Origin of the sequence: Tissierella praeacuta, assembly GCF_040396155.1 — a bacterium.
Lineage (GTDB): Bacteria > Bacillota > Clostridia > Tissierellales > Tissierellaceae > Tissierella > Tissierella praeacuta_A.
On record NZ_JBEBOY010000043.1, the window covers coordinates 1 to 26,825 of the forward strand.

Sequence of the window (26,825 nt, forward strand, 5' to 3'; positions counted from 1 at the left end):
AGCTGTCTTCAAGTAGCTACGCTACTTGGACACGCCTTCGTGGCGCACAGTCATCGGCATATTGAACTACTCCAACTGATCTCCTGGCTAGTTTATGATATTCCTTGTCCACGTAATAGCTAACACCAAGCTCTTCTCCCATTCCATGTAGAGCAATATTTGCTAAGAGTGGTGACACTACACCTCCCTGCATGGTTCCAGAGTCTGTGTCATGAAATGAGCTATTGTCAACAAATCCTGCTCTTAGCCATTTTTGTATGGTATCTTTAGCAGGAAAATCCATTAAACAATCCATAATATATTTATGATTAAGATTATCAAAGCAACCTTTAAAATCTCCCTCAAATATCCACTTTCTTGTACTTCTTGAATCTAGCTTAGTGAATAGATTTACAATTGCATCTTGAGCACTTCTTTTTGGTCTAAATCCATAGGTGGAAGGTTCAAACCTAGCCTCCCATTGTGGTTCTAGAGAATTCTTGACAATATTTTGAAATATCCTATCTTTAATGATTGGTATTCCTAAAGGTCGCATTTTCCCGTTTTTCTTCGGAATATATACTCTCCTAGCTGGTCGTGGTCTAATATATTTAATATTGTACTTAACAAGAAGATTAAATAATTCTAATCTGTCCCTTGAAGTTAGTGTTATTTGACCATCTATACCAGGGGTTTTCTTACCCTTATTTATCTGTGTTACTCTCTTAATCGATAGTAGCAAATTAGCTTTACTTCTAATCATTAGTCTTTGAAGTTTTCTTAATTTTCTTTTATGACCCAACTGTTCGGCACGAAAAATCCGTTGGCGAAGCTTTTTCACATATGCATAAATTTTCTTCCAGTTAATTAGATCCCAATTCTGCACTTGTGGAGAAACAGCCGACTGATTAAATTTATTAATAGTTTCCATAACTTGTTTCTCCTTAAAAAATCTTCTGTCCGTTTTCTTTCATGTTGATGACCTTGTGGAAGTCTGCCCTCTTTCGAGTGAATTATGTAATTCTATCCAGTAGGTTATGATTTTCCCTAGACTTTCGTCTTACTGGCATTCACTTTCTCCACAATCCTTTACCCTCTGGTATTGTGATTTTCTTACGATTATCCTACCTTAAAAAAAAGGAACACAAAGGGCTTACCAAGTTCCACTAAATGTAGCTACAAATGGATAAGTATCCTTCTCTACTCCGATGGATATATGGGTTACTGCCTGATTGGTATGCGATACAATCTTTCCTATCCATATTAAGCTTAATACCTCGCAGTACGCTTATCTTTATTAACGAAGATTACAAAGGTTCAACTCTCGCTTATACTCTCCCAATTTTTCTCCTAGCCCTGTATCACTCCTACGAAGAGCAATCCATTAGGCATTTGACTCTCATGCAACCTACAACCCAATTACTCAAGATGCAGTTTCGAGCGGAGATATGCTTAGTAACTAACATAGTTTCTCACGAAACACTACTATTTAGCGACTTCTTGTCGCACAACAAAATATAAATTATGTGTCTTAGTAATTCACAGTTCACAATTATTTGGGGTCAAGCCCCTTCACTACACAGTCAGAGATAGATTAACAAGTAGTTTAATCCACTCTATATCCTTTATCTTCTAAAATGATTATTTCTCTAAATATTTCTTTAAATGCCTTCCCGTAATTGATTCTTGGGATTTAAATATCCCTTCAATTCTCCCTTGATATAATAAATACCCACCATTCTCTCCAGCATATGGTCCCAAATCTATAATCCAGTCGGCAATACGCATTATATCTAAATTATGTTCAATAATTATTATTGTGTTATCTCTAGATAGTCTCTTAAATATCCCTATCAATCTATCAATATCCTTTACATGTAGACCTGTTGTTGGCTCATCAAAGACATAAATATTTCCATTAAGATTTAAATTGATAGATAACTTTAATCTTTGTAGTTCTCCTCCAGATAGTGTATCTAAACTCTGTCCTAAAGTTAAATATCCAATCCCTACATCTATTAATTGCTGTAAAATTTTATTAATCTTAAAGTCTTTAAAATAGTTTAAAGCATTTTCAATTGATAAATCCAATACTTGACTTATGTCCAAACCATTTACCTTATATTTAAGTGATCTATCATTGTATCTTTTTCCATTGCATGCCTCGCATTGGCTAACTATGTCATCCATATATGCTAAGTCTAGTTTTATATAACCTTTGCCTCCACATTCTGGGCAAGCACCCTTGGAATTAAAACTAAAGTAAGATGGAGATACGTTATTTTTTTTGGCAAAAATATCTCTAATGTGATCGAATATCCCTATATAGCTTGAAACTGTTGATCTGACATTTGTATATATCTTCTTTTGATCAATAAAAATAGCTTCAGGATATCTCCTTCTAAATTCGATATCCATAAGTGATGATTTCCCTGAACCTGCAACTCCAGTTACTACAGTAATTGCATTTTTAGGCATTTTAATATTTATATTCTTTAGATTGTTTGCCTTTGCTTTATTAACTTCTATCCACTCTTTAAAAGTCTTTATTTCATTGTTTAATTCATTCTTCTTTTTAAATTCCCTTGATGTCAGCGTCTCTGCAGTTAAAAAATCTTCATATATTCCTGAAAAAATTAGCTCTCCACCTTTTTCTCCTGATTTTGGTCCTAATTCTACTATATTATCAGCAATCTTTATCATATCAATATCATGTTCAACAATTAATACTGTATTTCCCTTCTTCTTTAAATCTATCAATAATCTATTTATCTTCAATATATCCTCTGGATGCAAACCTACACTTGGTTCGTCTAAGATATATAATAGATCTACAAGACTACTTCCAAGTTGCTTTATGATCTTTATTCTTTGGGATTCTCCTCCTGAAAGAGTTCCAGTATTTCTACTTAAACTTAAATAATCAAGCCCTACTAATCTAAAATTATATAGATCTTTTAAAATTGAATCTATCAATTCTTTTGCATTTTTTATGCTTAAACCCTCCAGCTCAATTATTAAATTCTCTATACTTAGTCTACAATAATCATAGATGTTTTTACCATTTATTTTACATTTTAAGATATTTTCGTTTAACCTTGCTCCATTACATTGTGGACAGATAGTTTCTCTTGCATATTTATCTATTTCATGTTTATAAACTCTACCCTCCCTAATATCCTTTTTAAAGAAAGCTTTTTCTATTCTTGGTATTAATCCATCGTAAATTGCTGATTTTGGATATTTATCACTTGGATTTTCTAATTTTATTTCATCTGCATATAATAACAGATGAAGTTCTTTCTCATTATAATGACTGATTTTTTTGTCATTATCAAACAAACTAGACTCTACATACCTACTCCATCTAAATCCTCCTACTTGAAATGTAGGAAATAAAATTGCTCCTTCATTTAGTGATTTACTTTTATCTATAATCTTTTCTATATCAATGTCCCTTATCTTTCCAATTCCTTCACAAACTTCACACATACCTTTTGGATTATTAAAAGAAAAGCTATCTGAATATCCTACAAAGGGCTTTCCAAACCTAGAAAATAAGAGTCTAAGTTTTGAATATATATCAGTTACTGTTCCTACTGTAGACCTGCTATTATCTCCAATCTTTTTTTGGTCTATAATAATGGATGGTGATAGTCTTTTAATCTCATCACATTTTGGCTGTGGAAACTTCCCTAATCTTGTTCTAATAAAACTAGAGTAGCTTTCATTCATTTGCCTTTGTGATTCTGCAGCAATTGTATTAAATACTAAGGCAGATTTTCCTGAACCAGATGGACCAACTACTGCTGTAATTTCTTTCTTTGGAATACATACATCAATATTTTTTAAATTCTTTTCTCTTGCTCCTTTTACTATAATTTTATCTTTCATAACATCACCCTTCAATTTTTAATACAATAAGTATATAATATAAACATGACACTAAGTGTCACTTTAAGGAGGAAATATGAATAAAACTACGATGTTGTTTGATTTAATTTGGTTTGCTAATTCAAAAAAAGAATTTACAGCAAAAGAAGTAGCAGATGAGTTTAATATATCTGTAAGAACAGCACACAGATATATAACTGATCTTTCGGATATGGGAATACCTATATACTCAAAACAGGGTAGAAATGGAGGTTATAAAGTGCTAGATAATCAAGTATACCCTCCTATATTATTTTCAAAAGATGAGATATTTGCAATTCTTTTCTCTTTTAATTATCTTGGCAATTATAACAATTTGCCTTTTAATTTAAGTATTAACTCAGTTAAAGAAAAAATATATTCACTTTTACCTAAAGATACTTTGAAGGAGTTTAAGGAATTGGATGATTCCCTACAAATTAATGACTATCGATTTGAACGTAATACACCTTTTTTAAAAGAAATAATAGCTGCTGCTATAAATAAAAATATAGTATTGATGCAATATAGCTCCCCCAAATCAAAGACAAATAAGAAGATTGTTCCACTAGGAGTTTATGCATATGATGGCAAATGGTATTCTCCTGCTCTTGATATAGACTTAATGGAATACAGATTATATCGTGTAGATAGAATAATAGACTTTGAAAAAAGTATGGATACTTTTGAAAATCTCATGTCTTTAAAAGAATGGTTATCAAACTATCCAATTAACAATCCAATTGATTTACATGTGAAATTAAATAGAATTGCCTATTTAGAATGTAAAGACATCTATTTTTTGCAAAATGATCTAGAGTATATTGATAATAATTACTACACACTTAAAAAGACAATTGATTCAAATGAAATTCCTTTTTATACAAAACTCCTCTTAAGGCTTGGAACAAATGCAAAGGTAATTGAACCTTTAGAGCTAGTCGATAGTTTAAAAAGAGAAATTATGTGTATGTATAATCTATATGATATTAAATCTAAATGAGATGATTAATAACATAAATACCATCCATTAATTCAATCTTTTTCTAAAATAATTAAAATATTTTTAGGATAGAACTTCAAATCTTTTGATTTATCTATACTACATGCCCGTGTCATTATTATAGCATGTTTCACACCCTCAACATCAAGGATTGAATCTCTTATTGTTTTATCAAAACTATTTTTGGCATTTAATCCATCTTTTTATAAAAGAATAATTAATGTATCCAATGTTACATATAAATCCACTTATATTCATCTATAGTATATTATTCAACTATTCATTTATCAACCTAATCTTCCCATTTTTCCCTTGTCATAACTCTAATTATCCAATGTCATCTATAAATCACCCTAAAAACAAGGGTCAAAAAACGATGTTTTTCCACTGATTTTCGACCCTTATTTTACCCTTCAACCACTATATATTGTGGCCAAACCCTATTTTTTCTCCTCATTGCCACAATACGTCATCAGAATTATACTCTCCACATGCCTTACAGAACACTAATTCTTCACTTCACAAAACCTTAATAAATAACCATTTGGATCTTGAACCAGAAACTCCTTTTGTCCATGAATTATATCACCCTCAATATATTCTGAATATTTAAGTTCTCTAAATAGTGAGTAATTCTCTTTCTTTAAACTACTTATTATAGATTCCACATTCGTTACCTCAATTTGAAGATTAATCCCTCTTCCAAGTGGATACTCTAATTCTCCGGTATTCCAACCAGTTTCATGGTATGCTTCAATCATTAACTGTACTTGCTTTTCATATACAAGATATGCAAAGTCAGGATTATTTCGTTGGTACTTAATAACAAAACCTAACACATTTGTATAAAAATTCAATGATTCTTTAAAATTCAATACAGTCAACTCCGGAACCATAACATTCCAAAATTCATTCATTTGACTCTCACTCCTTACGAATAAGTTTATTTATAAATTTAATCACAACGGGTCATCAACACTACACACTCAACATGGGTTGTCCTCTTGATAGGTGCATTTTTGTAAAGCTGTATTTTGCTTCATTTTGCTTGGTGGTTTATGTCCATCTATTTTTGTATTTAAGCCTGTTTTAAATATAAAGGTCAACATATAAGGATCTATACTTTCATCTTCTTTATACCCACCTATTATAACTTCCTCCACTACAGTTTTAAATACTTCCCTATCAAATTCCTTCAGAGGTTTGGCATTTTCAAAGATTTTCTTAAAATCCATAAGCCTATCTTTAATTGTCTTTTCTTCATCTTGAACTGTATCTAACTCTACTCGTTCTGCCTTTAATTCCTTTAGAGTTTTACTTAGCTGTCCGTACTTTTCTTCATAGGTTATTTTATCAACCTTATCTTCTAGGTGCAAATCTATCAGTTTACTAATTTTTATCTCAGTACTGTTTATTTCAGCATTTAGCTTATTGATTTGCTTTTTATTATCCTTTGTCTGTAGACCTTCTTCCACATTCTTTAAAAATTCCTCTACTACATTTTTATTATCGGTACAGAGGATATTAAAGGCCTTAACAAAGGCATTCTCTATTATCTTTTCTTCTACTGCCTTACATTCAGGACAGGATTTCTTGCCCTTGCGAATTGCAGTTACACAAAACCAGACATCTTTTTGTTTATCTGTTCCACTGTGCCATCTCCTCCTTGTGATATTCCCACCACAGTAGCCACATTTCATCATACTACTAAAAGTATATTTTAGACTATACTTACTCTGTCTGCCTTGATTGAAATTCTTACTTCTTTTGCTTAGTATTTCTTGTGCCTTATCAAATTGATCTCTTGAAATAATAGGTTCATGGTGGTTTTCTATATAATACTTTTCTTCTTCTCCAAAGTTATCTAGCCTTCGTTTACTGATGGGGTCTACAGTAAAGGTTTTTCCCATAAGAAGATCCCCTTTATATTTTTCATTGGTAATAATCCCTCTGACGGAAGTGTCCACCCACTGGGTATTACCTTTCTTAGTTACTGCTCCCATAGTCGTAAGTTCTTGGGCTATTACAAAGCATCCTATACCACTGGTATAACGGTCAAATATATAGCGAACGATTTTGGCTTCTTCCTCATTAATATAAAGCATCTTAGTTTCCTTGTCATAATCATAACCTAAACATCTTTGATTTCCTACTATCTCTCCCCGTTTCATCTTCATTTTTAAACCCATCTTTGTATTGGCTGAAAGAGATTCACTCTCCTGCTGTGCTAGGGAACTTAGGATAGTAAGTAGCATTTCACCGTTCATGGTTAAGGTGTTGATATTCTCTTTTTCAAATATAATTGATACATTCTCATCCTTTAACTGTCTCACATATTTTAATGTATCCATGGTATTCCTAGCAAATCTTGAAATACTCTTTGTAATTATGACATCAATTAATCCTTTCGTAGCATCTGAAATCATTCTTTGAAACTCATCACGATTGTCAGATTGAGTTCCTGAAATTCCTGAATCGGCATAAATATCAACGAATTCCCATTCTTTATTTTGCTTGATAAGGTCTTTATAATGTATCACTTGTGCATTGTAGCTATTTATCTGCTCGTCTGAGTCAGTGCTTACTCTACAGTAAGCTGCTACACGTATTTTATTAATAATTCTTCCTGTTGTTCTATCAATTTTTTCTTTCTGTGCTTCAATAATCTGTACTCTACTCATTCTATCACCAACCTTTCTTTGTAGTTCTATCAAGTATTACAAGGATTATAGATAGAAGATTTTTCACAGTCAAGCTAATTAACTGACAACTTCTCATAAAGATTAAAACCTATGCTTACCCTATAAAATCATAGGGTAGCACGGCTTTTATTAGTCTTTTTTATCTCATCACTTTATCTCGTATTTTCTTTTTAAATTCTGCTTTATAGTGGAATGTTCTTTATCTGTGATTAAACCACCTTTATGTAAGTGATTTAACATTCCTAACTGTGCTGCATATTTTTCTATATTATCTTTTAGAAACTTATATCCAGAGGGAGTAAATAAAATCTTAGCGACTGTTACAATATCTCCTTCTCCTGATTTATCTTTTATCATTCTATTGAATCTGTTCCAGAATCGTCTTAGATTTTCTTTCATTAAATTCCTCCAATTCTATAGGTTGTTTTTAATAAAATACTCTTGACCACCTTCATGTGATAGGTGTAAATGCCCATTTTATCGCGTTTTGAAGAATTGTGACCACCTTGATCGACACAAATGCTAAAATCCGACCACCTATCTTTTTCTTTCAACCCACGGCACTGCCGAGGGATGTGGCTGGAAGGTGGAATCTTTTGACCACCTTCCTTTATCCTGCACTAAAATCAATGGAGGGGTTCACTTTCATCTTAGTTTAACTATCGCCACACTTGCCCCACAAATCAATTTTTTCTTGATTAAGTGTTATTGTCCCACTCTAGCCTTTATAATGCCACACAAGGGGAAACAGGGGCTAAGGTCTGCTAGAAATTATGCTTATTCAGTTGTGATTCATTTTTCAGGTTCTTAAAGGTCATGAGGGTCATCATCTTGAGGACTTATGGGGTGGTCATTTTATCAACCCTATCGTCCCTATTTCTAAAAATCTCAATCAATCTTTTACCATTGCTTTTACAGATAACAACAGTAATACAGCGTTCTTCAAGTTCTAAAGTATTTTGCAATATTCTTTTGGTAAGGGTCTTTGAAGAAATTTTATCGTCCCTGTTTTCAGATAATTCTTCTGCTAGTTCTGTTGGAGTAGATTTATGGTATTCTTTATCTTTCATAAAATCAGAAAGAAGAATAACAATATCATCTGCCAATAGATCATGGTTCTCAAAACTATCAGATACTACTTTCCAGATATTATCTTCACCACGTTTTAATTTAATTTCACGATAATCAATATCTCTACCAACACAAGACAATGTAGCAAGTCCACTACCTCTGGTTTCTTCTACTAAGATAAAACTAGTATCTACTGCACCTTGGATTCCTGTAGTACCTGAGATACGATTGAATGGATCTTTGTCATATTCTTTTCTCAGATGATGAATCAGAAGAATTGCAATGCCATATTTATCAGCCAATTTTTTTAAGATTGTTAATTCACTATAGTCATTGGCATAATTATTACCCTTGCTTGTATTTCGTATCATCTGTAAGGTATCGATAATAATTAGAACTGTACCTGAATGCTCTGCTATAAAGGTTTCAACTCTTTCTTCTAGTTCACCACCAAGCATAGCGTTCTCAGTGCAGAAGTTCACTGTGTCCGTTGCTTCATCTGTAATATCAAAGAGTCTATTTTGAATTCTTATTTGGCTATCTTCAAAACATAGATATAAGGTGTCTCCCTTCTTTACTTGATTGCCCCAGACATCTTCTCCCTTTGCTACTGCAACAGATAACCACAAGGCAAGCCATGATTTACCTACCTTTGGTGATCCAGCAAGAATATGAAGTCCCGATGATAATAGGTTTTCAATAATAAAGTTGATAGGTTTCAGTGGCATGGTCATTAGTGTTTCCCCGTCAATAGTGTTAAATCTTTTTGTCATTTTAATTTCACCTCCTTACTTGTTTCCACATTTAAGTCTTGATTTTGAAGTCTAATTTTAGAAATAGTTAAAATAAAAATCCTCCTCTATATGTTTCCACACTTAGAGGGGGATTTACGAAGTCCATATTTGAAATTTCAAAAAAGAATAACCCTGATTTTTTTCAAGGTTATCATAAAATCTATTCTTCAATTGTTGGTAGTTCACCTACTATTTCATCTTCTGGTGGAGTATTTAGCCTCCTAGTGTTATAAATTGCATACTCCTGTAATACTTTACACTCCATATCTTCACGAGAAACCTTCCCTTTTCCCTCTAAGATTTCTCTACGTCTAAACTGCAAGAATTCATTAAGTGAGTTATCCCAGTCTTTCATTGTCATAGGAGTTTTCCCTCTTGCCATATCTTCTGCATGATCAAGGAACATAGTTACAATACGATTAAGATCAGTTATCTCATCTTCTTGTAAATAGTTTTTTGAAATATTAATATCTCCCTTACGAACAACAACTCCTTTAAAAGCCGTAAGACCCATATTGTCCTTAGAACTATCTACCCTCTCTGTAATTAGTTCAGCTGCTGTTTGCCCTGTAACAGCATAGAGTAATTTATTCTGAACAGTTGCAAAGAAATCTTTTGTACTTTCAAGAGCAGGATTGTAATCAACAGATAGGCTATAAATATCCTTGATTTTTTGATAGAATCTCTTTTCCGATGCCCTTATATCACGAATACGCTCTAAAAGTTCATCAAAATAGTCTTCCCCAAACTTTTTAGGATTCTTTAATCTCTCATCATTCATTACAAATCCTTTTTGCATATATTCTTTAAGGATTTTACTTGTCCAATTACGAAACTGAACCCCAACATTAGAGCGAACACGATATCCTATGGCTAGAATCATATCTAAGTTATAGAATTTTGTTTCCCTTGCAACCTCACGCCCACCTTCATTTTGAACTATTCGGAATTCCCGAATAGTTGAACTTTCTTTCAATTCTCCATCTGAAAATATATTTTTTATATGTTCATTAATAGTATTAACACCTTTCCCATAAAGTTGAGCCATATGTTTTTGGGTAAGCCATATAGTACCATCTTCCATGTATACGTCAATTTTGGTTTCACCCTTTTCAGTTTGATAGATAAGAATCTCGCCTTTTTGATTTATATCTATGTGAGCCACCTCCTTATATCTTTTATGGTTCAGAGTACTTTTCATAAAGTTGTTCTACTAGTGAATCTAGCATCTTATCTAGCTTATTATATTCAAGTTCTGATAATATTACCTCAGTAGCCGATCTTTTGTTTTTGCCATATAAACAATTAAGAAACCTTGTGGAAATATCATGCTTGTTAAGTAGCAAATCATATATCTACTCTTCTTTACAAACTATTTATCATTTAAAGTAGTATAATCAGCTCTTAGATAAATTTAATATTTTCAAATCCCATAAATTTCTTCTCATCAATTGCTATTAAGTACTCACAAGTTTTAATTAACATATCCTTCCAAGTTCTTGCCTCTACAATTTGATTATTACTCAACTTAAAAGTATGTGGTCTTTTATGTGTAAAATTTACAATAAAGTATACTCTACATTGTGATCTACAGTATATTCATCATAATTAGGAATTGATTTCTTTAGTCAAATTTTTTCCTACTATTTTTCCATCAAAATTCTCTCTAAATTTTTGTTTTATTTCAGTTCTTGAATTAAATTTCTCCATACCTGCTAATCCCCTTAACTAAAGAAATCAGATTCACCTGTGGTAAAGGGAATATCTATTACAAACTCAATTTTTTTTAGTTGAATCTGTCCTGACTCCTCATAGATAACAAGATTGTAAGTCCTTTTATTATCATATTTTCCAGCTTTCAAGTTGAATGTTACATTAAATACTCTATCTTGCTCATTATTTGTATTCTTATCAGCTATAATACGGACTTCATCTGAAACTTTCTCTCCATATTCATCGACAAAATAAAGAAGAAAATTAGCGGCTTCTCTATTTACTGAAAGCATTTCACTTTGATAGAAAGACAGATTGAATATCATATTGCTTATTTTTCTTCCTGTTGAAAGAATATTAAGTTCCACAGGTTTAACATCATATTTACTCCTGTTTCTCTTATATTCTTTATTATCATTTCTTAAATGTCTGTATCTAATTAGTGGAACAACCATTTCCTGAAGTGAGATTCCTCCATGAACAAAGTTAATTCCTCCCCCTTGCTTTTTAATACGGATATTATGTTTCGGTGCAAATCCTTTAAGCCCTGATTCTTCATCAACAAATTTTATAGGCATTAAGAAACTTGGATTAGCAGATTCATCCATTATTGCATACCTTCTACCATAATCAACAACACCTTCAAACCCTTCTTTAGATACCTTATCATCCTCAGTAAACTCTTCATAAGTATAGAGAAACCCATGATCTGAGGTAATCATTATATTTACAGCTGAAAACTCATTTACAAGAATTCTAACCAAATTCTTAATTTCACCTATAGCCTTATCACAGGCTGAGAAAACCATTGAGTCAGAGGTATGACTAGCTGAATCTATCTGGTCATGGTATATATAAACAACATCCATTCCCTTTAATTGCTCTCTTCTTTCTTCTTTCTTCATATGAATCAAGTCATCATATTTAAGAAGTTTAGAGTTTTTATTAGCCTTTTGTAAGACCTTTTCTCTATTAGGCATATCTGTTGATTCACCATCAATAAGAACTTTGAGATTATTATTTCTAATTTCAGTTTTAAGACCATTGTTTGGAAGCAATGCAGCCATTCCAAAAGGTGTTATAGTAGGGAATATCCCTGCCATATCATCAATTTCTATCTTACATTGCATATCCTGTTTTAATTCTATAGCAAGCTCTTTTGCCACCTCATAACGCATTGCATCTGAAATAATTACATAGACTTTTGTCTTAGCATTTTTAATATTATTGTTATAGAAATCAACTTGTTGTTTAATCTCAGAGATTTTTCCATATTCCTCAAATTCTTTACCGCTAACATTACACCAGTTAGTAAGGAGATCATCTAGGAACCAATGCTTATAGATACCTTCTGACCTGTCAACAGTAAATTTGAATAAATCATCCAGCTTGGCATTTGAATTTCCAAGGCTTTTTTGATATGCTCTTTGGAATTTTCCATAATAAGTATCCATTAGATAGAATTTATCCGTATAGGATTTCCAAACTTCTTTTGCACTTGTCATATGAAAAGATGCTTGGTTTTTATTATAGAAATCCTTCATTTTACCCATATTATAAATACCTTCATAGTATGAATTAAATTCATCATACCAGGCTCCAACTCTTCTCTTTTCACATATCTCAGTAATATTTTCAGGATCTATGATATCATTTTTAATGTTTGTCATAATCTTTATAAGTATGATTTCATCAACACATGGAAAAGATTCGTTGCTCTCAAAATGTGATATATCAAGTTTCATCAGTCTTTCATCAAGACGGATTTCTTTTTCTATATAACGAGCAAGCTTATACAAGCTCTTTTTCTCATCAGTATTTCTAAGCCAATCCTCTATAAACTGAAAGCAAAAAGCTTCATGAGGACTAGAAATGAAATTATCAAGACCTAGAAATGCTTCTTTGATTATATTTCTTGCAGCTGCAGTAAGAAGTATGTGCATCGATAATTTTTCTAGGCATTTTTCTTCTCCTTGATATCCTGTACCTTGTCGTGCCATTTCCCAAAATCTATCATCTATTTTATAATTTATAAGTTCCTGATAAATCTTATTCTGATTATTTTCAATACCAGCCTTTAGAACTTCTCTAATAATAAGTCCTGGCTGCATTTCACATCCTGCAATCCCACCCATAATGGCAAGTTCTAAGTGTGCAGTATTTTTAATTTTACTTGCCTTTTTCTTTATAAGTTCTCTTCTTGCCTTAGCATTAAAAAACTTCTTGTAATCTTTTACAGCCTTTCTTATAGCTATAATATCTGATAAATTCATTTCTTCAATCTGTATAGATACAAAATCCGACCTAAATTCTTCACTATATCTCACAATGTCATTTATCCAATTGTCTTCTATTTCATTAAAAATAAGAGGGCAATATACAAGAAAATCTGACTCTTGGTCATCAAAAGACAGTAGTTTTTTTACTCTAAACTTATTATTTTCAGACATTTTAATAATTTTTACATTAGGAATTTCAAGATTATCAATTTCATCCTTAAACTCTTTATCCCCATCCATCCAAAAGATGATTCTTCTATTGTAAAATTCAGGATAGGGCTCTTTAAATCTCATCTGCAAATCTTTTAAAATCTCTTCTAAGTCCAAATCTTCACCTCCTCTATTTAATCTTAGCTAATACATCCTTAAATACTTTATAGTTTTCTTTTACTCCATCATCAAGGTCTATACCCATATAAGAGTCTGCTATATGCTGTACTTTCTCTTCAAATTGTTGAGATTCAATGATTTTCTTTTTAAGCTCACCTTCCCGTTTTTGAAGCTCTATTTTTTTACTTCCACTTGACTCTGCAATAGTGTCTTCTAGTCTTACCAGCTCTTGCTTATATCTATCTTGTACTTCAAAAACATATTTGATTCTTATTCTTGCAAACATATCTTTATCGTATCTATGGAGGTAAAACAATCCTCTACAAGCATCCTTATTACCTGAATCATATTGCCAGTAAATAGGTAGCTTTTGATACATCTTACAATGGTCTTTGTAGAAATCATTTAAGAAATAGTTTCTTATTCTTTGCCTGCTACTATCAGTATTCTTACCTTTAAGCTCTGATGCTATAAAATCAATGTTTTCATTTAGGTGCTCTTCACCAAATGTAACTTTTAAAAATTTAATAAATAGCTCTACAATATCATCTTTAAAATATTCTTGGTCTGTTATTGCAAGAATCCCATCTCTATCGGCTTCAAAGCTAATATATTTCGATGAATCAAAATCTCCACCTGCAAATACAAGACCTTCTTCATCAAGGGAATATCTACCCATAGCACAGCCAATAAAATAAGATAAAAAGTTCTTAACAACATCTTCACGAGTCATTACATATCTGTTCCCTTTTATTTCGTCATCTATATCTTTTTTATTATCAAAGATTTTAGCCACTGTAATGTCCCTATCAGATACTTGTGGAGTAAGTTCATCTTCAAGTACGTAGATTTTTATAAATATACGGTTCAATTCTTCTTCATTCTTTTTAAGATTTACAAATCTCTCATTTACTTCAGTTTTATAACTCTCATAAGCAGTTGCGACTCTGCCATCTACCTTATTTGAAAGTACTGGAGACTTTTCAAAATCCCAAGAAGTTTCATGCATATTCCAGTCTAAACGAGATAGGTGGATGTTTTGCTGGGTAAGTTTTATAATTTCATTTTTTCTACTTAATATCATATCTGAGTTAAAAGGGATTTGTAAAATATCTCCTACTTTAAAATCCATAGTTGAAGAAATTATTTTTAAGAATTTTTTTGAAACAATAGAATTAATCAATGCTTGTGTTAAAATTAAAACATCGCTTTCATCGGCAAAAGCTTTAGCACCTTTTGAATCAAACAAATATCCTTCTTCTGCATATCTTACAGAAATATCACCACTGCTTAAAGCCGACCATGTTATACCTTCTCTAAAAGCATATTCACCATTATAGTTATGGGATCTAATTCTTCCTGTTTTAATGTCTTTATTATTTTTTATCTCAAAACCATCATGTTCCCAATTTACAATATATTCATTATTTCCATACCATTTTCTGAACGCTCCACCTTTATTGTATGGGAACCATTTTTCATTAAAATAATTATCATTTTTACTATTTTCAAATGAAATTTTAGAATAGTTTACTTCTTGCCAGTATCTCAAGAACCTATTGTTATCAGCCGTAGCCATTCCTTCTCTTGTAACAAGAATATCATTAAGCTTTTTAAAATTGAAACAATCTAAAATTTTCTCACTCGCCCAATATGCCACCAACATTCCTGGTAATTTCTTGAAGTTTTCTACGCTTATTTGTGAAAATCTATTTTCTTTTACAGGAAACTCAAATGGTTTTTCTTTATCTGTTTCTTCATCTACTATAATATTTTCTAACTTTATATGATTATAAGTTCCTATATATTCACTTATGATTATATTTCTAAAAATACTAACTGCTGTTCCAAAAGCTATATGCATAACCATATTATCCATATGCATAAGTGATGAAATCGTCATATTATTAAATATCTTTTTCCTCATTTTTTCATAAGAAGATAAAAACATCCAGCTCTGCATTGTAACCATCGAATTAAATCCATATGGTTTTAACATAGAACACCATTTTTCAACAAATACAGCAAAAAGATCTGATTTGCTATCTTTATAATTTTTATTCACATATTTCGATAATTTTGGATTCATTCCTGCACTTCCCATATATGGGGGATTTGTTACCACAACATCATACTTATCAGATAGAATCTCTGCTTGTTCTACAAGTGGTAACAATTGTTCTAATGCTAAGACACCATCTAGATTCATAGCAAATTCATTTTTAATATCCTCAAATCGATTATATAAAGCTTCAAAATTTACTTGATTCACATTTATAATAGAGCCATATTCCTTTGCATCCATCATATCTTCTATAATGGAATCTATATCCTTCTTTAAATCATTATCTCTATTTACAAAATATTCAATAATGTTTTTGCCGTTCTCTGTTTTAAAAAAGTTGCTCTCCTCTATTGCATATACTTTAGGTTGTGGAATATCTCTTCTACTTAAAAATCTTCTGTCATACTGTCTTGCCTTCATCATTAAAGAGAAATATGCTAGCTGTCTTGCCCTCTCATCTATATCAAGACCATAAATATTATTTTCTAATATAAGTCTTACTGCATCCCTTCTCTTGTAACCACATGACTCATAGATTTGTATAAGAACATCAAATAGGTAAGCTCCGATATGACCTGAACCAATACATGGATCAATACACTTAATGTGCTCTGGCTTCATTTCTGCATATCCTTTTTTTATTTCATCTAGTTTTTCTTCAACCTCTTTCTCCTGTTCAGCTTCTTCTAGATAATATTCCCAACTTGCCTTCAACCCTTCATCAGGATGTCCTTCAATCCATAATCTCCCTAATGAATTTTCAACCATATATCTTACAATCCAATCAGGAGTAAAAAGCTGTGTTGCTGCTGGAATATCTTCTTTTTGGATTTTTTCACTTTTTGGTCTACTAAAAACCTCATCTTTAGGTTCTGTATTGTAATACTGATAAAGCCATCCTATTATCTGAACTTGTTCTTTCCAATCTTCTTCGGGTATTTCTCTTATCATTACATCTATTACAGAATCATCTCTTAAAAGCCCATCTGGGAGAAGAAGCTCTGTGTAGTCATTAAGCTTTTGAAACATTCCTGGAAGTACTTCATTTAAAGCATTACATTGGGTAATGAAAAGATAATTAAAAAGTTCCTCTTCCTTGTTTCCAGCATTATAAAGTTCTAGAACCTTTGACTTATCAAGTCCTGGTAAGTCAATATGTATAGCTTCTGATAGTATCTGAGGTTCAAACTCATTATTTTCAGATATAAAAACTCTTATATGACTGGGCATATATCCATTTACTTCCATGAATCTTATGGCAATAAAACGGTTAAACCATGTATATGCTACTTCTTCTATTGTTCTATCAAAGCCATCCTTATTTATTTTACCAATTAAAACATTTCTTGCTTTTTTATCATCAGAAGTCAGGACCTGCCCATTAAGAACAGTATCCATCTCCTTCATTTCTTTATCTTTTTCTATTCCATATATTTTTGCTTTCTGAGTAACTTTTTCAATAAGTTCTCTTCTTGCCCAAATTGCAAAGTTCTTTATCGCTGTCTTATTCATATCCTACCTTCCTTCTCTCAATTTATTTCTATACCATCGCAATCTCTTAATAGAGTCCTAAGATTTTCTTCTATGGTTTTTGCGTATTGTTTTATTTCATTTTCACTTTCAAGAATTCTTGCAGGGAATAATGATTGCCTATAGAATTTCTTAATATGTTTTTTCTTCTGAGGTTCAGAAGTTACCTCAGTTTCTTTTACAAGTTTATCTTCTCCATTTTTATTTCTTTCTGCTTGTTCTCTGCGTCTTTTTTCAAGTTCAACATTACCTTTTTCTATAGCGATTATGTCCTTGACAGCCCCATCCTTTTCAGACCAAATACCAGGGATGAATCCATCAAGAATTCTAAGACTTTCTGTTTCAGCAATTTCCTTTTTCTTCTGTGTATAAAAATCATCAGTTTTCTTAATTATATCTCCAATGTCTTTATCATTTCTATTTCCCTTATGGATTTCTTCCATGCACTGTCTTACAATTTCAAGAATTTCTTCACGCTTACCAGCAAGAAATCTACTATGTCCATCCTTCACAACCTTCATATAATCATTAAGTCTAGGAACATCACTATATTCAAAATCATCTTTTTTAGGATTGATAGTAACTATAAGTCTAATTTTATTTAATGCCTCATTTACTTCTGTTTCATCATGAAGGTAATCCAGATCTGAACGAAGCAAGCTTTCTAATCTTGTCGCCTCATCAAATGTATCTACTTGCGACTTAAAGAAATCTTCTATGGCTTCCATGTCTTCCTGCATATCTTCAAATTTATCTTCCATTTCAATAAGCTTGTTTACAAGAGCAATATTATCCGCCTTTGCATAAAGAAGATCTGATACAGTTGCCTTTGCTTCAATTATTTTATTTTTATCAGGATAGTTATTATCTTCGTATTTATTAAGGAGTTTATCATAGTGTTCTTTAAGGCTTTCAAATTCACGAATGATAAATTCTACAAGACTATCATCGTCTTCTGGTACATCCATAATATCAAAAAAACTTCTTAAGAAATCTCTTGATTCCTTCATTTTTTGAATGCTTATCATTTCACGTTTTTGAATTTTTGTTTTGCCAACTTCACTTCTTTTGCGAAGGAAGTCTGGAAGTCTTTCATCATCTGCTCTTATGGTTTCTCCACCATATTTAATAGTTGCTTTCTGCTCATAAATCAGTCTTGCAACTACAGCTGCTATATCTATTTCTCTCCAGCCATAAGGAATAGATCTAAATCTTTTCTGAACATCTGCCATATTTGTAGGAAGATGTTGCTGATTTTGAGCTATAAGATATGTTTCTACTTCAGCCGCAGCCTTTCTATTTGACTCAAGTCCCAGCATAACACCATTATCTTCTCTTCCATCAAGAATCTTATAAATATCATCATCGGATTCTGCGTTTTTCGTAACTAAATTAAGTTTGTTATAAACATTAGAAACTAGGTACTCTAATGCTTCATCAATTTTAGCCTGAGGTGTTCCTCCTCTTATGGTAACTCTATCTCCATTTATATAGAACTTTGCTTTCATAAAGGCATCTTTCAGTTCATCCAGGGCATCTTCTTTGAAATGCTCAGCATCATCTTGTTTGCTTCTTACAATATCTTGCATGGACTTGGGTAGCTGTGGTATATTCTTTTTCCTTGCAAACTTATCTATTTTCATAGCATTTTCTATGAAATTATAATATTCCGTATCTTCAAGTACCACAAGAACCTTATTCTGAGATTCAGTCATAAGCCTAAGTTCTTGTTTATCTATTACATTTGTAGCAATGGTTAAAATTTCAAGTTCCATTCCACCAACAGGATTTCCATAATTTACTCCATCTACTTTTTTATCAAATTCAAAGTCATACTTCTTTTCATAACGGAATTTCTTTGTTGTATATATATTTCCAAATACCATTTCTGAAATTTTTCTTGTAATCTCGCTTGGTTCTACATATTCATCCCTGATTTCTCTTTCCACATCTTGCTCAGCGTCAGTAAGGAAGTTATATGTATCTCCTGTTCTTGCTATATAGTTTTGACGGATAAGCCTATCAAGGGATTTCTGAATCTTAGCTCTTTCTTCAATCTTATCCACTCTTATATCTGAAGCCATCATAATCACGATATTATCAAGCTTTGCAGGTATTTCATCATCTACATATCTAATCATATAAAGAAGTTTCAAGACATTAACATCTATGGCTTCAAGCCCTTTATCATCTGCTGCTGCTCTTTCTGCTCTTTCTATTACTCTTCTGATTGAACTATCAAGAAAAGTATGAACTGTATCATAGAACATCCAAAAAGGTGTTATGGCATATTCATCCTTATCCTGTACTCCCTGTGCTGCTTCTTGAAAACCTGAAAGCATAGAGCGTTCTCCACCAGACAAATGCTTACCAGCGTTACCATGTTTTCTTATTTCAGAGAATACTTTTTGCATAAGAATAAACTGATATGGAATGAAGGGAAAGTTTATAGAAAATTCTTCAGGTCCTTCAAAACCCCTTATATCCCCAACTGATTCTCTAAACTTAAAGAGGTTGTCCATAACATTCTTCTCTTTGCCATAAACATCTTCAAGATATAACTTGGCTTTATCATTTTTCTTTAGAATCCTCTTTTGAATAACCTCATCTACCGATGATGAAGAAAGAGAAAGTCTTGTCTTAAATCTTGCCTGAATTCTTGAGAATTCATCTGCTCTTGTCCTAATTATTTCATCAAGTGCTTCTTGTCCAGTACACATTACCCAAACTTTTCCAATACATTCAGACCCTATTTTTTCAACTAAAGATTGAAGATTAAGAAGCATATCTGTATCTGCACCTACATATTGTCCCACTTCATCAATAATGAAAAGTAGCCTATAATTATCTGGCTTACTATCTACATATTCTTTTATTTCAGATACAAGTTGTGCTATTGAAATATCAATTTCTTCGGAAGAATCAAACCAATTTCTTGCCGATGTTTCACTCATGTCAAGAACTTCTATCAATGTTTCGACCACTTCATCTTCACAAAAATCAAATACATCTCTTGAATCTATCCATGAGTCACCATTTTTCTCTTCAAAAACACGTCTGAATTCTTCCATTTTCCCTTTTCTTTCTATATACTGTTCAAGTTTTGCAACTTTAAGATTTTCACCATAAAATCCAAGGTGTTTATAAAACATTTTAGCAAATACTCTTAAAACTGCTGTCTTGTTTTTTGTCATCGGCCCTTCTATATCAATATTAAAGAGAATTGTTTCTGTAGGAGCTTGTGTTGATTTATCAATCAACATAAATGTTGCCAAATCATCTTCAAATTTTTCTCTGAATCTTTCTACAGTTTTAATTCCGTTTACTTTTTTGTTTTCTAAAATATATGAAAGTATTTTCAAAAAGTGAGATTTACCACTTCCGAAGAAGCCAGAAATCCACACACCTATATCAGCTGTAGGTCTATCAAAAGGATCTGAATAGTAGTTAAAAAAACTGATAAAGTGTTTCTTTAGTTCCTTTGTAATGACATATTCTGATAGTTCTTGTTCTATTATACTCTCCGTATCCTGATCAACCTTGATGACACCATTTATCTCTCTATTGATGTCATCATAAAACATATTTTGTATTCTCAATTATATTCCCTCCTGTTTCCTAAATTATATTGAACGCTCTATAGTACTCATTCGGCGTAAATTCATTAAATAATATTACAGACCTTCCATCAAAACTTCCTGGATAAAGTACAACTATTGGTATATCATCAAATCCTGTCTGTAATTCTTCAAGAAGAGAATGAACTCTCATAAATGGATATACTTCTCCTACCCCTGTAAGTAAAAGAACATCTCCTTTTTCATGTGGTTCATATTGCATTTTTTCTGCAAAGGCTTTGGTTGTTGAAAATTTTAATATTCTATCCTTAAGGAAGTCACTTCCTCTTTTTTCCTCCATTTCAGGAATCTTTTTCATAATATTTTTTTCTTCGCATATTTCTAAAAAAATATGGTAAAGGTTATGGCAAATAAGATTACAATCCAGGAAATTATCATTTTCAAGTTGCTTTATAAAATGTCTTACAGCCATTTCATCTTCAGGATTATAGCAGAACATCCTTATATTCACTTCATTGCTAAGTCCTTTTCCCGTAAGAAAATCTGGATCTTGAATCAAGTTTCTTAATTTATCAAGTTTTTCATATATATTACTCACTTTGCTAACCCCCTTTATTCAAAATAATTGAAAGCTGGGAGACAAGTTGCATCACCATTTTTAATTATTTTATCTTTTAATTTATAATCTAAAAGTACTTCATTAAGTCTCTTAGAACTTGTTTCATCTATATATCCATTTTCTTTTAAAAGACTAACAAGTACCGATTTAAGTTTATTTATAGTTGAATCGCTCCAGCTTGCTACAGTATCATTCTGTTCCTGAAGTCTAGTAAAAAATATATTTAGATCCATTCTGCTGTAGGAGAAATTACAGGTTCTGTATTTCTCTCCAATAACCGTAATCATAAACTCCCATATAAGTCTTGATTGTTTCATCATTGCATATAGGCACAATTGTCTTGATATATCCAGAGGTCTATTTATAATCCATGATATAAGCTCATCGTCTTTTAGAGCGTTTAATCTCTTTATACAAGCTCTTGCTCTCATTTTAAGGCTTCTTTCTGTAGGGTATTGATAGAGATTTTCTTTAAATATTTTTTCTATAGCTTCTTCTTCACTTAATCCTTCCTCAAATAACTTGGCAGTTATTTTCATTTCATAAAACATAAAAGGTTCTCTTGTAAGGGAAGCTATATATGGTGTATTGCTATCCATAAAGTACCTCCTTATTTATTTTTATTCTCATATTTTCTGTTTTTAGGGCTATAAGAAACTATATCTTCTATGCCGCAATAGAAATAATCACAAATACGAGCTAGAATTTCCATATTTACCGTCTCATTCTTACCTAATTTTGCTACTGTGGTAGGACTCAATCCAACCGCTTTCTGGAACTCTCTCTTATTCATTTCTTTATCAATTAGAATCTTCCAAAGTTTATTGTAGCTGAATCCCATATATATCCCCCTCATTTGTTTTCTATGTATAATACTTCTATATGTTTGCGTAAATTATATACATCTATGATTATATCATAATCATAGATGTTTGAATATATAGCAACTTGAAATTATGGATAGGTTTTTTTATTAATATATCCTTTCCACACTTAACCAGTTCAAATAGACTATTGCTAAAATAATCATCAGCTTTAATCTTCTTCATAACAACATCCTAATTCTAATTTATATATTTCATACAGATTTATCTATATGGATAACTTTATTTTAAAATCATAGTCTCAGATCTCTCTTATAATAATAAACCTTGTATACATTTACCTCTCAATGATATATCTTTCATATTTTTATCTATAACTTTTATTTAGTAATAACTATATTTACCTTAACCCCATCATAAACTTCCATCTTTCTTCTACCCTTCCCAACATCATTAAAAACGATATGTTCTTCATCATGAATAAATTTCATAACAACATATCGTTTTCGTTGATAATTAGCCATTTGATGGTCTAATTCCAATATTAAATTTTCTGTATTCCTATCACGCATTCTATGTGCCTTGAGAATACAATAATGATGTCATAAAGACCTAATTGTTCTTTTTCAGCTACCTTTTGATTTTTAGGAACAGTTTCTTTATGAACAAATTGGGGAATAGGATTTATTTCATTTTCATATTCTTCATTTTGCTTCATGGCTACTTCTAACATATCAGAAATAGTATCTAATTTATCTATATCCTTATTTTCATTGATGGTTTCTAGACTTTGTCTTATTTCATCAAAATCAATATCTAAAAATTCTTCTTTTGTATCGTTATCTTTCTTCTATCTCTAGTTGTGCTTTCTCTTCTGTATGAAATGGTTTATCAATCATAGGCTCAGATATTTCACCTATTCGATAATCTTTCTTGCTAAACCCTGCTTTATTTAGTCCCTTTACGATATTTTCGAGAGTATCTCTAAAATCGCTGGAGCAAGTCAATGTATAAGATATGTTAAGGACTGGGTTTTTATGTTTTAACGCATAAGGTAGACGAAGTACCCCAAGTATTTGCTCTACATCTACTTTTGAAATTTCATTAGCAAGTGTTGCAAGAATATAGGCAAAAGGACAATCCCAATCTTAACATTGGAAGTGGATCTGAGTCAATACTTTGGACAAAAATTTAGGTTTTTTGTGAATCTCCGCCCCCCTTGACAATCCAAACATAAATGCTCATAATTTTATCATTTCGAAGACGAAGAATTAAAAGCAAGCTATGCTGCTCTACATATTTGCTCATATTCATTTGGTGTCATATAGTTTATAGAGGAGTGGATTCTTTTTCTGTTATAAAATCTCTCTATATATTTAAATAGCTCCATTTGAGAAGGCTTTGTTCATTACAATTTATTTTTCTATGCTTACTCCCAGTCTTTTATATTGTATTTGTTCAAAAGACTTTGTGCTAATCTTATACCCTCTTCAGTTATTGCAACAGACTTAGAACGATAACTCCCCTGCCTAATATAATCTTCTTCGTCCAACTCATTAATAATGTCAAAATCATATCCTTTCCAAGCCATATCCATTTCTGTATCAAAACGGCCTTTTTCATTAAATCTTGATAAATACATTAACATTATTGTCAATTCTTTCACTGCTTTTTCTGGAGTTGTTTTATCCACTTCAAAATCCTCCCTTTACTATGCAATTCATATACATGTTTTTATAACCCAATTTATAGCTACAGCATCATTTTACTAGAAACTTTTGTAGCACTCCATCCCAGGCTCTTTGCCCACGCACGTGCACTAGATGCCTCTTCTTTATCTTCTCCTTCATAGATTATCCCTAAGAAATCAGCAAATCCACTTAGTCCACCAACATCATCAAGCACAGATACGCCATCTTTATGAATACAAACTGGCTTATGCTTATCCAATACAATATCTTCTGCTTCTTCAAGCTCATATTCATCAATAATGTTATGACTTACAAGATCTTCACAATCTTTGTACTTAGTTATTCTAACTATCCAATTGTCTCCAAAGTCATAATTGTAAATAAGTTCCTTAGTCATTGGAAACAGCCCTTTTGAAGCAATATCTTCACTTTGAGCAGCAATAACTTTATTGACTTCTAATCTTTCTAATAAGCTCTCAGTACCGCCATCAATAATAAGGGATGAATCCATCTCTTCAAGAGTTAACTCAATTAATGGCGCTTCTTTTATTATTCTTATTTCAGCATCTTCATCTTCTTTTGTTCGTTCCATATAATCCCCGAAGGATTCTCTAACCTCAAACATTTTAAAACGGTCAAGAAGGTTTTGAATATCTTGTCTTGCTATTTCTGGATGCTCCATAGTTCCTCCATATATATATGGACCTGTGTATTTCTTCCTAAGCCAAACATTGAAACTCCCCTTCTCATAATCATCGTCCCAGAAAATATCACTTTCTGCTTCAGATGGAGGTTGAAATAGTATACCTACTAAATCAGACCAGCCCTTAACAGTACCACCTGTCAATTTATTATATATTTCCTTTGGTAAATAAAAACTACGCAAGTGTGAGTTTTGCCACCCAAATAGTCTTTGAATTGCATAATGAAGATTATGAAGTGGCATATCTGAAGGTATAAGAATATCTCTAATTATGGACTCACCACTAATAGATTCTCCATATCTTCTCAGCATTCTTTTTTGATAGTCTGAAAGATGATCATGTTCCAATTCCAAATGAAGACGCACTGTCGTAATCTTATCTTTTGTTATACCTATATTGTTTTTCATCTTCTGCTCCTTTCTATTACTTATTTAGTAATTCAAATTCTGACTTAAAAGCTCTTTTTCTAGAATGAATCTTTCCATAATACTCAATCATTGTAGTTCCTCAACCTTTTTATCTATTTTCTTGCCTTGTGACTTAATAAATGAAGGAAGGATTATTTTAGCTTGTATTTCAATAATCTTTGAATTGCCTCTAACTCACTTTTAAAATTATGTTCAGAAGGTATTAATAGTTACCATCTTCCTCATTAAAAGTACCTTTTCGAATTACATTTCTTATGATTAAATAACTGTATGTTTTCTTTTTATTTATCATAAAATATTTATAATAACTACATTGCTCACATTTTCCAAACTCCAATACTGAGCCACCTTGAAGACAATCATCTTCTTCACTATAAGGGCAGCTTTGAACTAGCATATCTTCAATTTCATTATCATCCATAAATTGCTTATAAGGTTTTATATCTGCTTTTGTATATTCTGACCATACATTATCGTGGATTCTATCCCTAGATTCAAAACGTTTTTCTATTTCTAATTTTAGTTCTGGTCTTTTATTAAAATACTCAATTATTTCCTCTTTAGTAACTTCCCTTATAAGTGTTAACTTATTTGATACCCATCCATAGGTAGTATTTTTAAAACAATGCCCCTCACCTTTTACTTTAAACAGTCGTACCTCTGAATGTCCATTCCCTTGGCTAAATGCTATAGGTGAAGTTATAAAATCCCTATAATTTAACACATCTTCAATTCTAACACAAAAATGTGAATATACATCTTGAAAATCTGTATGAGGTCGTATTCTCTGTGGTTCTTCATATGGTATTCCTATTTCATAAATATAATCTTTAGCCTTAAGAACGCCGTCTACCACTTCTACTCCTTTGAATCCATAAACTGGTTCTTTAACGTCTGGCTCAAAATAATCTTTGCATATATCAAGTATTTTTATACCCAGTATATACTTTAATGGAATGTTTTTTCTATATCTCCTATTCGATGTGTTCCATATTCTATGCTAGGATCAAATTCATCCTTACAGCAAACTAAATAATCATCCTTCAAATCAATTGGAAAACAACTATATATTATCCGTTCCTTAATCTTAATTCACAATATTTATTATCTTCAATTATACTTTCATAAATCCAACCATATATTCTATAATCAAAATATTCAACAATACATTCATTAGAATTAAAACTATTTCTATTTACCTGATGTATATCTTCATGTTTTTTCCAATCAGTAAGTTCTTCGCATGTTTCACACATAAAGATCATTTCTCTTCTCAAAAGCACTTTAATATATTCAGCTATTCCGACATTATAAAATTCCCCACATTTTTTACATTTTCTTAGCATCAATTCTACCTACCTCTTTAATACTTAATAGTTTGTTTATGTTTTAAAACTTCATGAGCTTAGAAAAACTATATAATTAAATTTGAATCAATTCCTATTATTAATTATTGTAAAATCATTAGTTCAACTAAAAACTCTCATCTTTAGATTATATTTATTATAAGCAATATAAATTATTTTTTTGAAAAAGGCTCCAGCATATTGATATGATACTTCCAAAGTAGACAGTTTAATTAATTAAAATTAGATTATCTACT

General features: G+C 31.5%; 21 protein-coding genes and 1 pseudogene. 1 reads left to right on the top strand and 21 read right to left on the bottom strand.

The window, feature by feature from the left end:
• Positions 1-16: 16 nt before the first annotated feature.
• Both ABWP20_RS15595 and ABWP20_RS15600 read right to left on the bottom strand, forming a co-directional pair.
• On the bottom strand, positions 17-910 hold the full coding sequence (locus ABWP20_RS15595) for a reverse transcriptase N-terminal domain-containing protein (RefSeq protein ID WP_353097038.1): 894 nt from the start codon (positions 908-910) through the stop codon (positions 17-19).
• A 710-nt stretch (positions 911-1,620) separates the two neighbouring features.
• Positions 1,621-3,873, bottom strand: coding sequence for an ATP-binding cassette domain-containing protein (locus ABWP20_RS15600; protein WP_353097040.1), 2,253 nt, complete (start codon positions 3,871-3,873; stop codon positions 1,621-1,623).
• 76 nt (positions 3,874-3,949) lie between these two features.
• Here ABWP20_RS15600 and ABWP20_RS15605 point away from each other — a divergent pair, with 76 nt between their 5' ends.
• A complete protein-coding gene (locus ABWP20_RS15605; RefSeq protein ID WP_353097041.1) occupies positions 3,950-4,894 on the top strand; it encodes a helix-turn-helix transcriptional regulator in 945 nt (314 codons plus the stop codon).
• A 506-nt stretch (positions 4,895-5,400) separates the two neighbouring features.
• Here ABWP20_RS15605 and ABWP20_RS15610 read toward each other — a convergent pair.
• The 19 genes and pseudogenes from ABWP20_RS15610 to ABWP20_RS15700 all read right to left on the bottom strand — a co-directional run bounded on the left by ABWP20_RS15610 (position 5,401) and on the right by ABWP20_RS15700 (position 26,568).
• Positions 5,401-5,811 carry a bleomycin resistance protein gene (locus ABWP20_RS15610; protein WP_353097042.1) on the bottom strand — a complete coding sequence of 137 codons (411 nt, stop codon included), beginning with the start codon at positions 5,809-5,811 and terminating at the stop codon, positions 5,401-5,403.
• Between the two features lie 69 nt (positions 5,812-5,880).
• A complete protein-coding gene (locus ABWP20_RS15615; protein WP_353097043.1) occupies positions 5,881-7,575 on the bottom strand; it encodes a recombinase family protein in 1,695 nt (564 codons plus the stop codon).
• A gap of 168 nt (positions 7,576-7,743) precedes the next feature.
• Positions 7,744-7,995 (bottom strand): hypothetical protein, encoded by a 252-nt coding sequence (locus tag ABWP20_RS15620; RefSeq protein WP_353097045.1) that lies wholly within the window; start codon positions 7,993-7,995, stop codon positions 7,744-7,746.
• Positions 7,996-8,435: 440 nt separating this feature from the next.
• Positions 8,436-9,440 carry an AAA family ATPase gene (locus tag ABWP20_RS15625; RefSeq protein ID WP_353097047.1) on the bottom strand — a complete coding sequence of 335 codons (1,005 nt, stop codon included), beginning with the start codon at positions 9,438-9,440 and terminating at the stop codon, positions 8,436-8,438.
• 181 nt (positions 9,441-9,621) lie between these two features.
• A complete protein-coding gene (locus ABWP20_RS15630) occupies positions 9,622-10,662 on the bottom strand; it encodes a virulence RhuM family protein (protein WP_353097049.1) in 1,041 nt (346 codons plus the stop codon).
• Positions 10,663-11,185: 523 nt separating this feature from the next.
• Complete coding sequence (gene pglZ / locus ABWP20_RS15635) at positions 11,186-13,780, bottom strand: BREX-1 system phosphatase PglZ type A (protein ID WP_353097050.1); 2,595 nt, start codon at positions 13,778-13,780, stop codon at positions 11,186-11,188.
• A gap of 13 nt (positions 13,781-13,793) precedes the next feature.
• Complete coding sequence (pglX, locus tag ABWP20_RS15640; RefSeq protein WP_353097051.1) at positions 13,794-17,360, bottom strand: BREX-1 system adenine-specific DNA-methyltransferase PglX; 3,567 nt, start codon at positions 17,358-17,360, stop codon at positions 13,794-13,796.
• Between the two features lie 17 nt (positions 17,361-17,377).
• Positions 17,378-20,977 (bottom strand): BREX system P-loop protein BrxC, encoded by a 3,600-nt coding sequence (gene brxC / locus ABWP20_RS15645; protein WP_353097053.1) that lies wholly within the window; start codon positions 20,975-20,977, stop codon positions 17,378-17,380.
• Positions 20,978-20,996: 19 nt separating this feature from the next.
• Entirely contained in the window at positions 20,997-21,554 is a 558-nt protein-coding gene (locus tag ABWP20_RS15650; protein ID WP_353097055.1) for a DUF1788 domain-containing protein, read from the bottom strand.
• 14 nt (positions 21,555-21,568) lie between these two features.
• Positions 21,569-22,174, bottom strand: a complete 606-nt coding sequence (locus ABWP20_RS15655) for a DUF1819 family protein (RefSeq protein ID WP_353097057.1) — start codon at positions 22,172-22,174, stop codon at positions 21,569-21,571.
• An 11-nt stretch (positions 22,175-22,185) separates the two neighbouring features.
• Complete coding sequence (locus ABWP20_RS15660; RefSeq protein ID WP_353097058.1) at positions 22,186-22,416, bottom strand: helix-turn-helix domain-containing protein; 231 nt, start codon at positions 22,414-22,416, stop codon at positions 22,186-22,188.
• A gap of 70 nt (positions 22,417-22,486) precedes the next feature.
• Positions 22,487-22,624: a hypothetical protein gene (locus ABWP20_RS15665; RefSeq protein WP_353097060.1), complete on the bottom strand. Its 138-nt coding sequence runs from the start codon at positions 22,622-22,624 to the stop codon at positions 22,487-22,489.
• A gap of 155 nt (positions 22,625-22,779) precedes the next feature.
• Complete coding sequence (locus ABWP20_RS15670) at positions 22,780-22,971, bottom strand: hypothetical protein (protein ID WP_353097062.1); 192 nt, start codon at positions 22,969-22,971, stop codon at positions 22,780-22,782.
• On the bottom strand, positions 22,944-23,117 hold the full coding sequence (locus ABWP20_RS15675; RefSeq protein ID WP_353097064.1) for a hypothetical protein: 174 nt from the start codon (positions 23,115-23,117) through the stop codon (positions 22,944-22,946). The genes ABWP20_RS15670 and ABWP20_RS15675 overlap by 28 nt, the downstream gene beginning before the upstream one ends.
• 564 nt (positions 23,118-23,681) lie before the next feature.
• Positions 23,682-23,795 (bottom strand): annotated as a pseudogene (locus tag ABWP20_RS15680) (IS3 family transposase); the annotation flags it as partial.
• 33 nt (positions 23,796-23,828) lie between these two features.
• On the bottom strand, positions 23,829-24,092 hold the full coding sequence (locus ABWP20_RS15685; protein ID WP_353097068.1) for a DUF6429 family protein: 264 nt from the start codon (positions 24,090-24,092) through the stop codon (positions 23,829-23,831).
• A gap of 59 nt (positions 24,093-24,151) precedes the next feature.
• The gene (locus ABWP20_RS15690; protein ID WP_353097070.1) at positions 24,152-25,201 is read right to left on the bottom strand and encodes an IS1096 element passenger TnpR family protein; all 1,050 of its coding nucleotides are present in this window, start codon (positions 25,199-25,201) and stop codon (positions 24,152-24,154) included.
• A 223-nt stretch (positions 25,202-25,424) separates the two neighbouring features.
• On the bottom strand, positions 25,425-26,078 hold the full coding sequence (locus ABWP20_RS15695; RefSeq protein ID WP_353097072.1) for a hypothetical protein: 654 nt from the start codon (positions 26,076-26,078) through the stop codon (positions 25,425-25,427).
• 214 nt (positions 26,079-26,292) lie between these two features.
• Entirely contained in the window at positions 26,293-26,568 is a 276-nt protein-coding gene (locus tag ABWP20_RS15700; RefSeq protein WP_353097073.1) for a PX domain-containing protein, read from the bottom strand.
• Between the last annotated feature and the right edge of the window lie 257 nt (positions 26,569-26,825).

What these genes read in the sequence shown, in the direction of transcription:
- ABWP20_RS15660 (WP_353097058.1), bottom strand. Translation starts at nt 22,416, where the DNA reads ATGGGATTCAGCTACAATAAACTTTGGAAGATTCTAATTGATAAAGAA.
- pglX (WP_353097051.1), bottom strand. Translation starts at nt 17,360, where the DNA reads ATGAATAAGACAGCGATAAAGAACTTTGCAATTTGGGCAAGAAGAGAA.
- ABWP20_RS15620 (WP_353097045.1), bottom strand. Translation starts at nt 7,995, where the DNA reads ATGAAAGAAAATCTAAGACGATTCTGGAACAGATTCAATAGAATGATA.
- ABWP20_RS15665 (WP_353097060.1), bottom strand. Translation starts at nt 22,624, where the DNA reads ATGAAGAAGATTAAAGCTGATGATTATTTTAGCAATAGTCTATTTGAA.
- ABWP20_RS15655 (WP_353097057.1), bottom strand. Translation starts at nt 22,174, where the DNA reads ATGGATAGCAATACACCATATATAGCTTCCCTTACAAGAGAACCTTTT.
- ABWP20_RS15615 (WP_353097043.1), bottom strand. Translation starts at nt 7,575, where the DNA reads ATGAGTAGAGTACAGATTATTGAAGCACAGAAAGAAAAAATTGATAGA.
- ABWP20_RS15600 (WP_353097040.1), bottom strand. Translation starts at nt 3,873, where the DNA reads ATGAAAGATAAAATTATAGTAAAAGGAGCAAGAGAAAAGAATTTAAAA.
- ABWP20_RS15595 (WP_353097038.1), bottom strand. Translation starts at nt 910, where the DNA reads ATGGAAACTATTAATAAATTTAATCAGTCGGCTGTTTCTCCACAAGTG.
- ABWP20_RS15700 (WP_353097073.1), bottom strand. Translation starts at nt 26,568, where the DNA reads ATGCTAAGAAAATGTAAAAAATGTGGGGAATTTTATAATGTCGGAATA.
- ABWP20_RS15625 (WP_353097047.1), bottom strand. Translation starts at nt 9,440, where the DNA reads ATGACAAAAAGATTTAACACTATTGACGGGGAAACACTAATGACCATG.
- ABWP20_RS15630 (WP_353097049.1), bottom strand. Translation starts at nt 10,662, where the DNA reads ATGAAAAGTACTCTGAACCATAAAAGATATAAGGAGGTGGCTCACATA.
- ABWP20_RS15605 (WP_353097041.1), top strand. Translation starts at nt 3,950, where the DNA reads ATGAATAAAACTACGATGTTGTTTGATTTAATTTGGTTTGCTAATTCA.
- ABWP20_RS15690 (WP_353097070.1), bottom strand. Translation starts at nt 25,201, where the DNA reads ATGAAAAACAATATAGGTATAACAAAAGATAAGATTACGACAGTGCGT.
- ABWP20_RS15670 (WP_353097062.1), bottom strand. Translation starts at nt 22,971, where the DNA reads ATGCGTGATAGGAATACAGAAAATTTAATATTGGAATTAGACCATCAA.
- ABWP20_RS15675 (WP_353097064.1), bottom strand. Translation starts at nt 23,117, where the DNA reads ATGAAGCAAAATGAAGAATATGAAAATGAAATAAATCCTATTCCCCAA.
- ABWP20_RS15610 (WP_353097042.1), bottom strand. Translation starts at nt 5,811, where the DNA reads ATGAATGAATTTTGGAATGTTATGGTTCCGGAGTTGACTGTATTGAAT.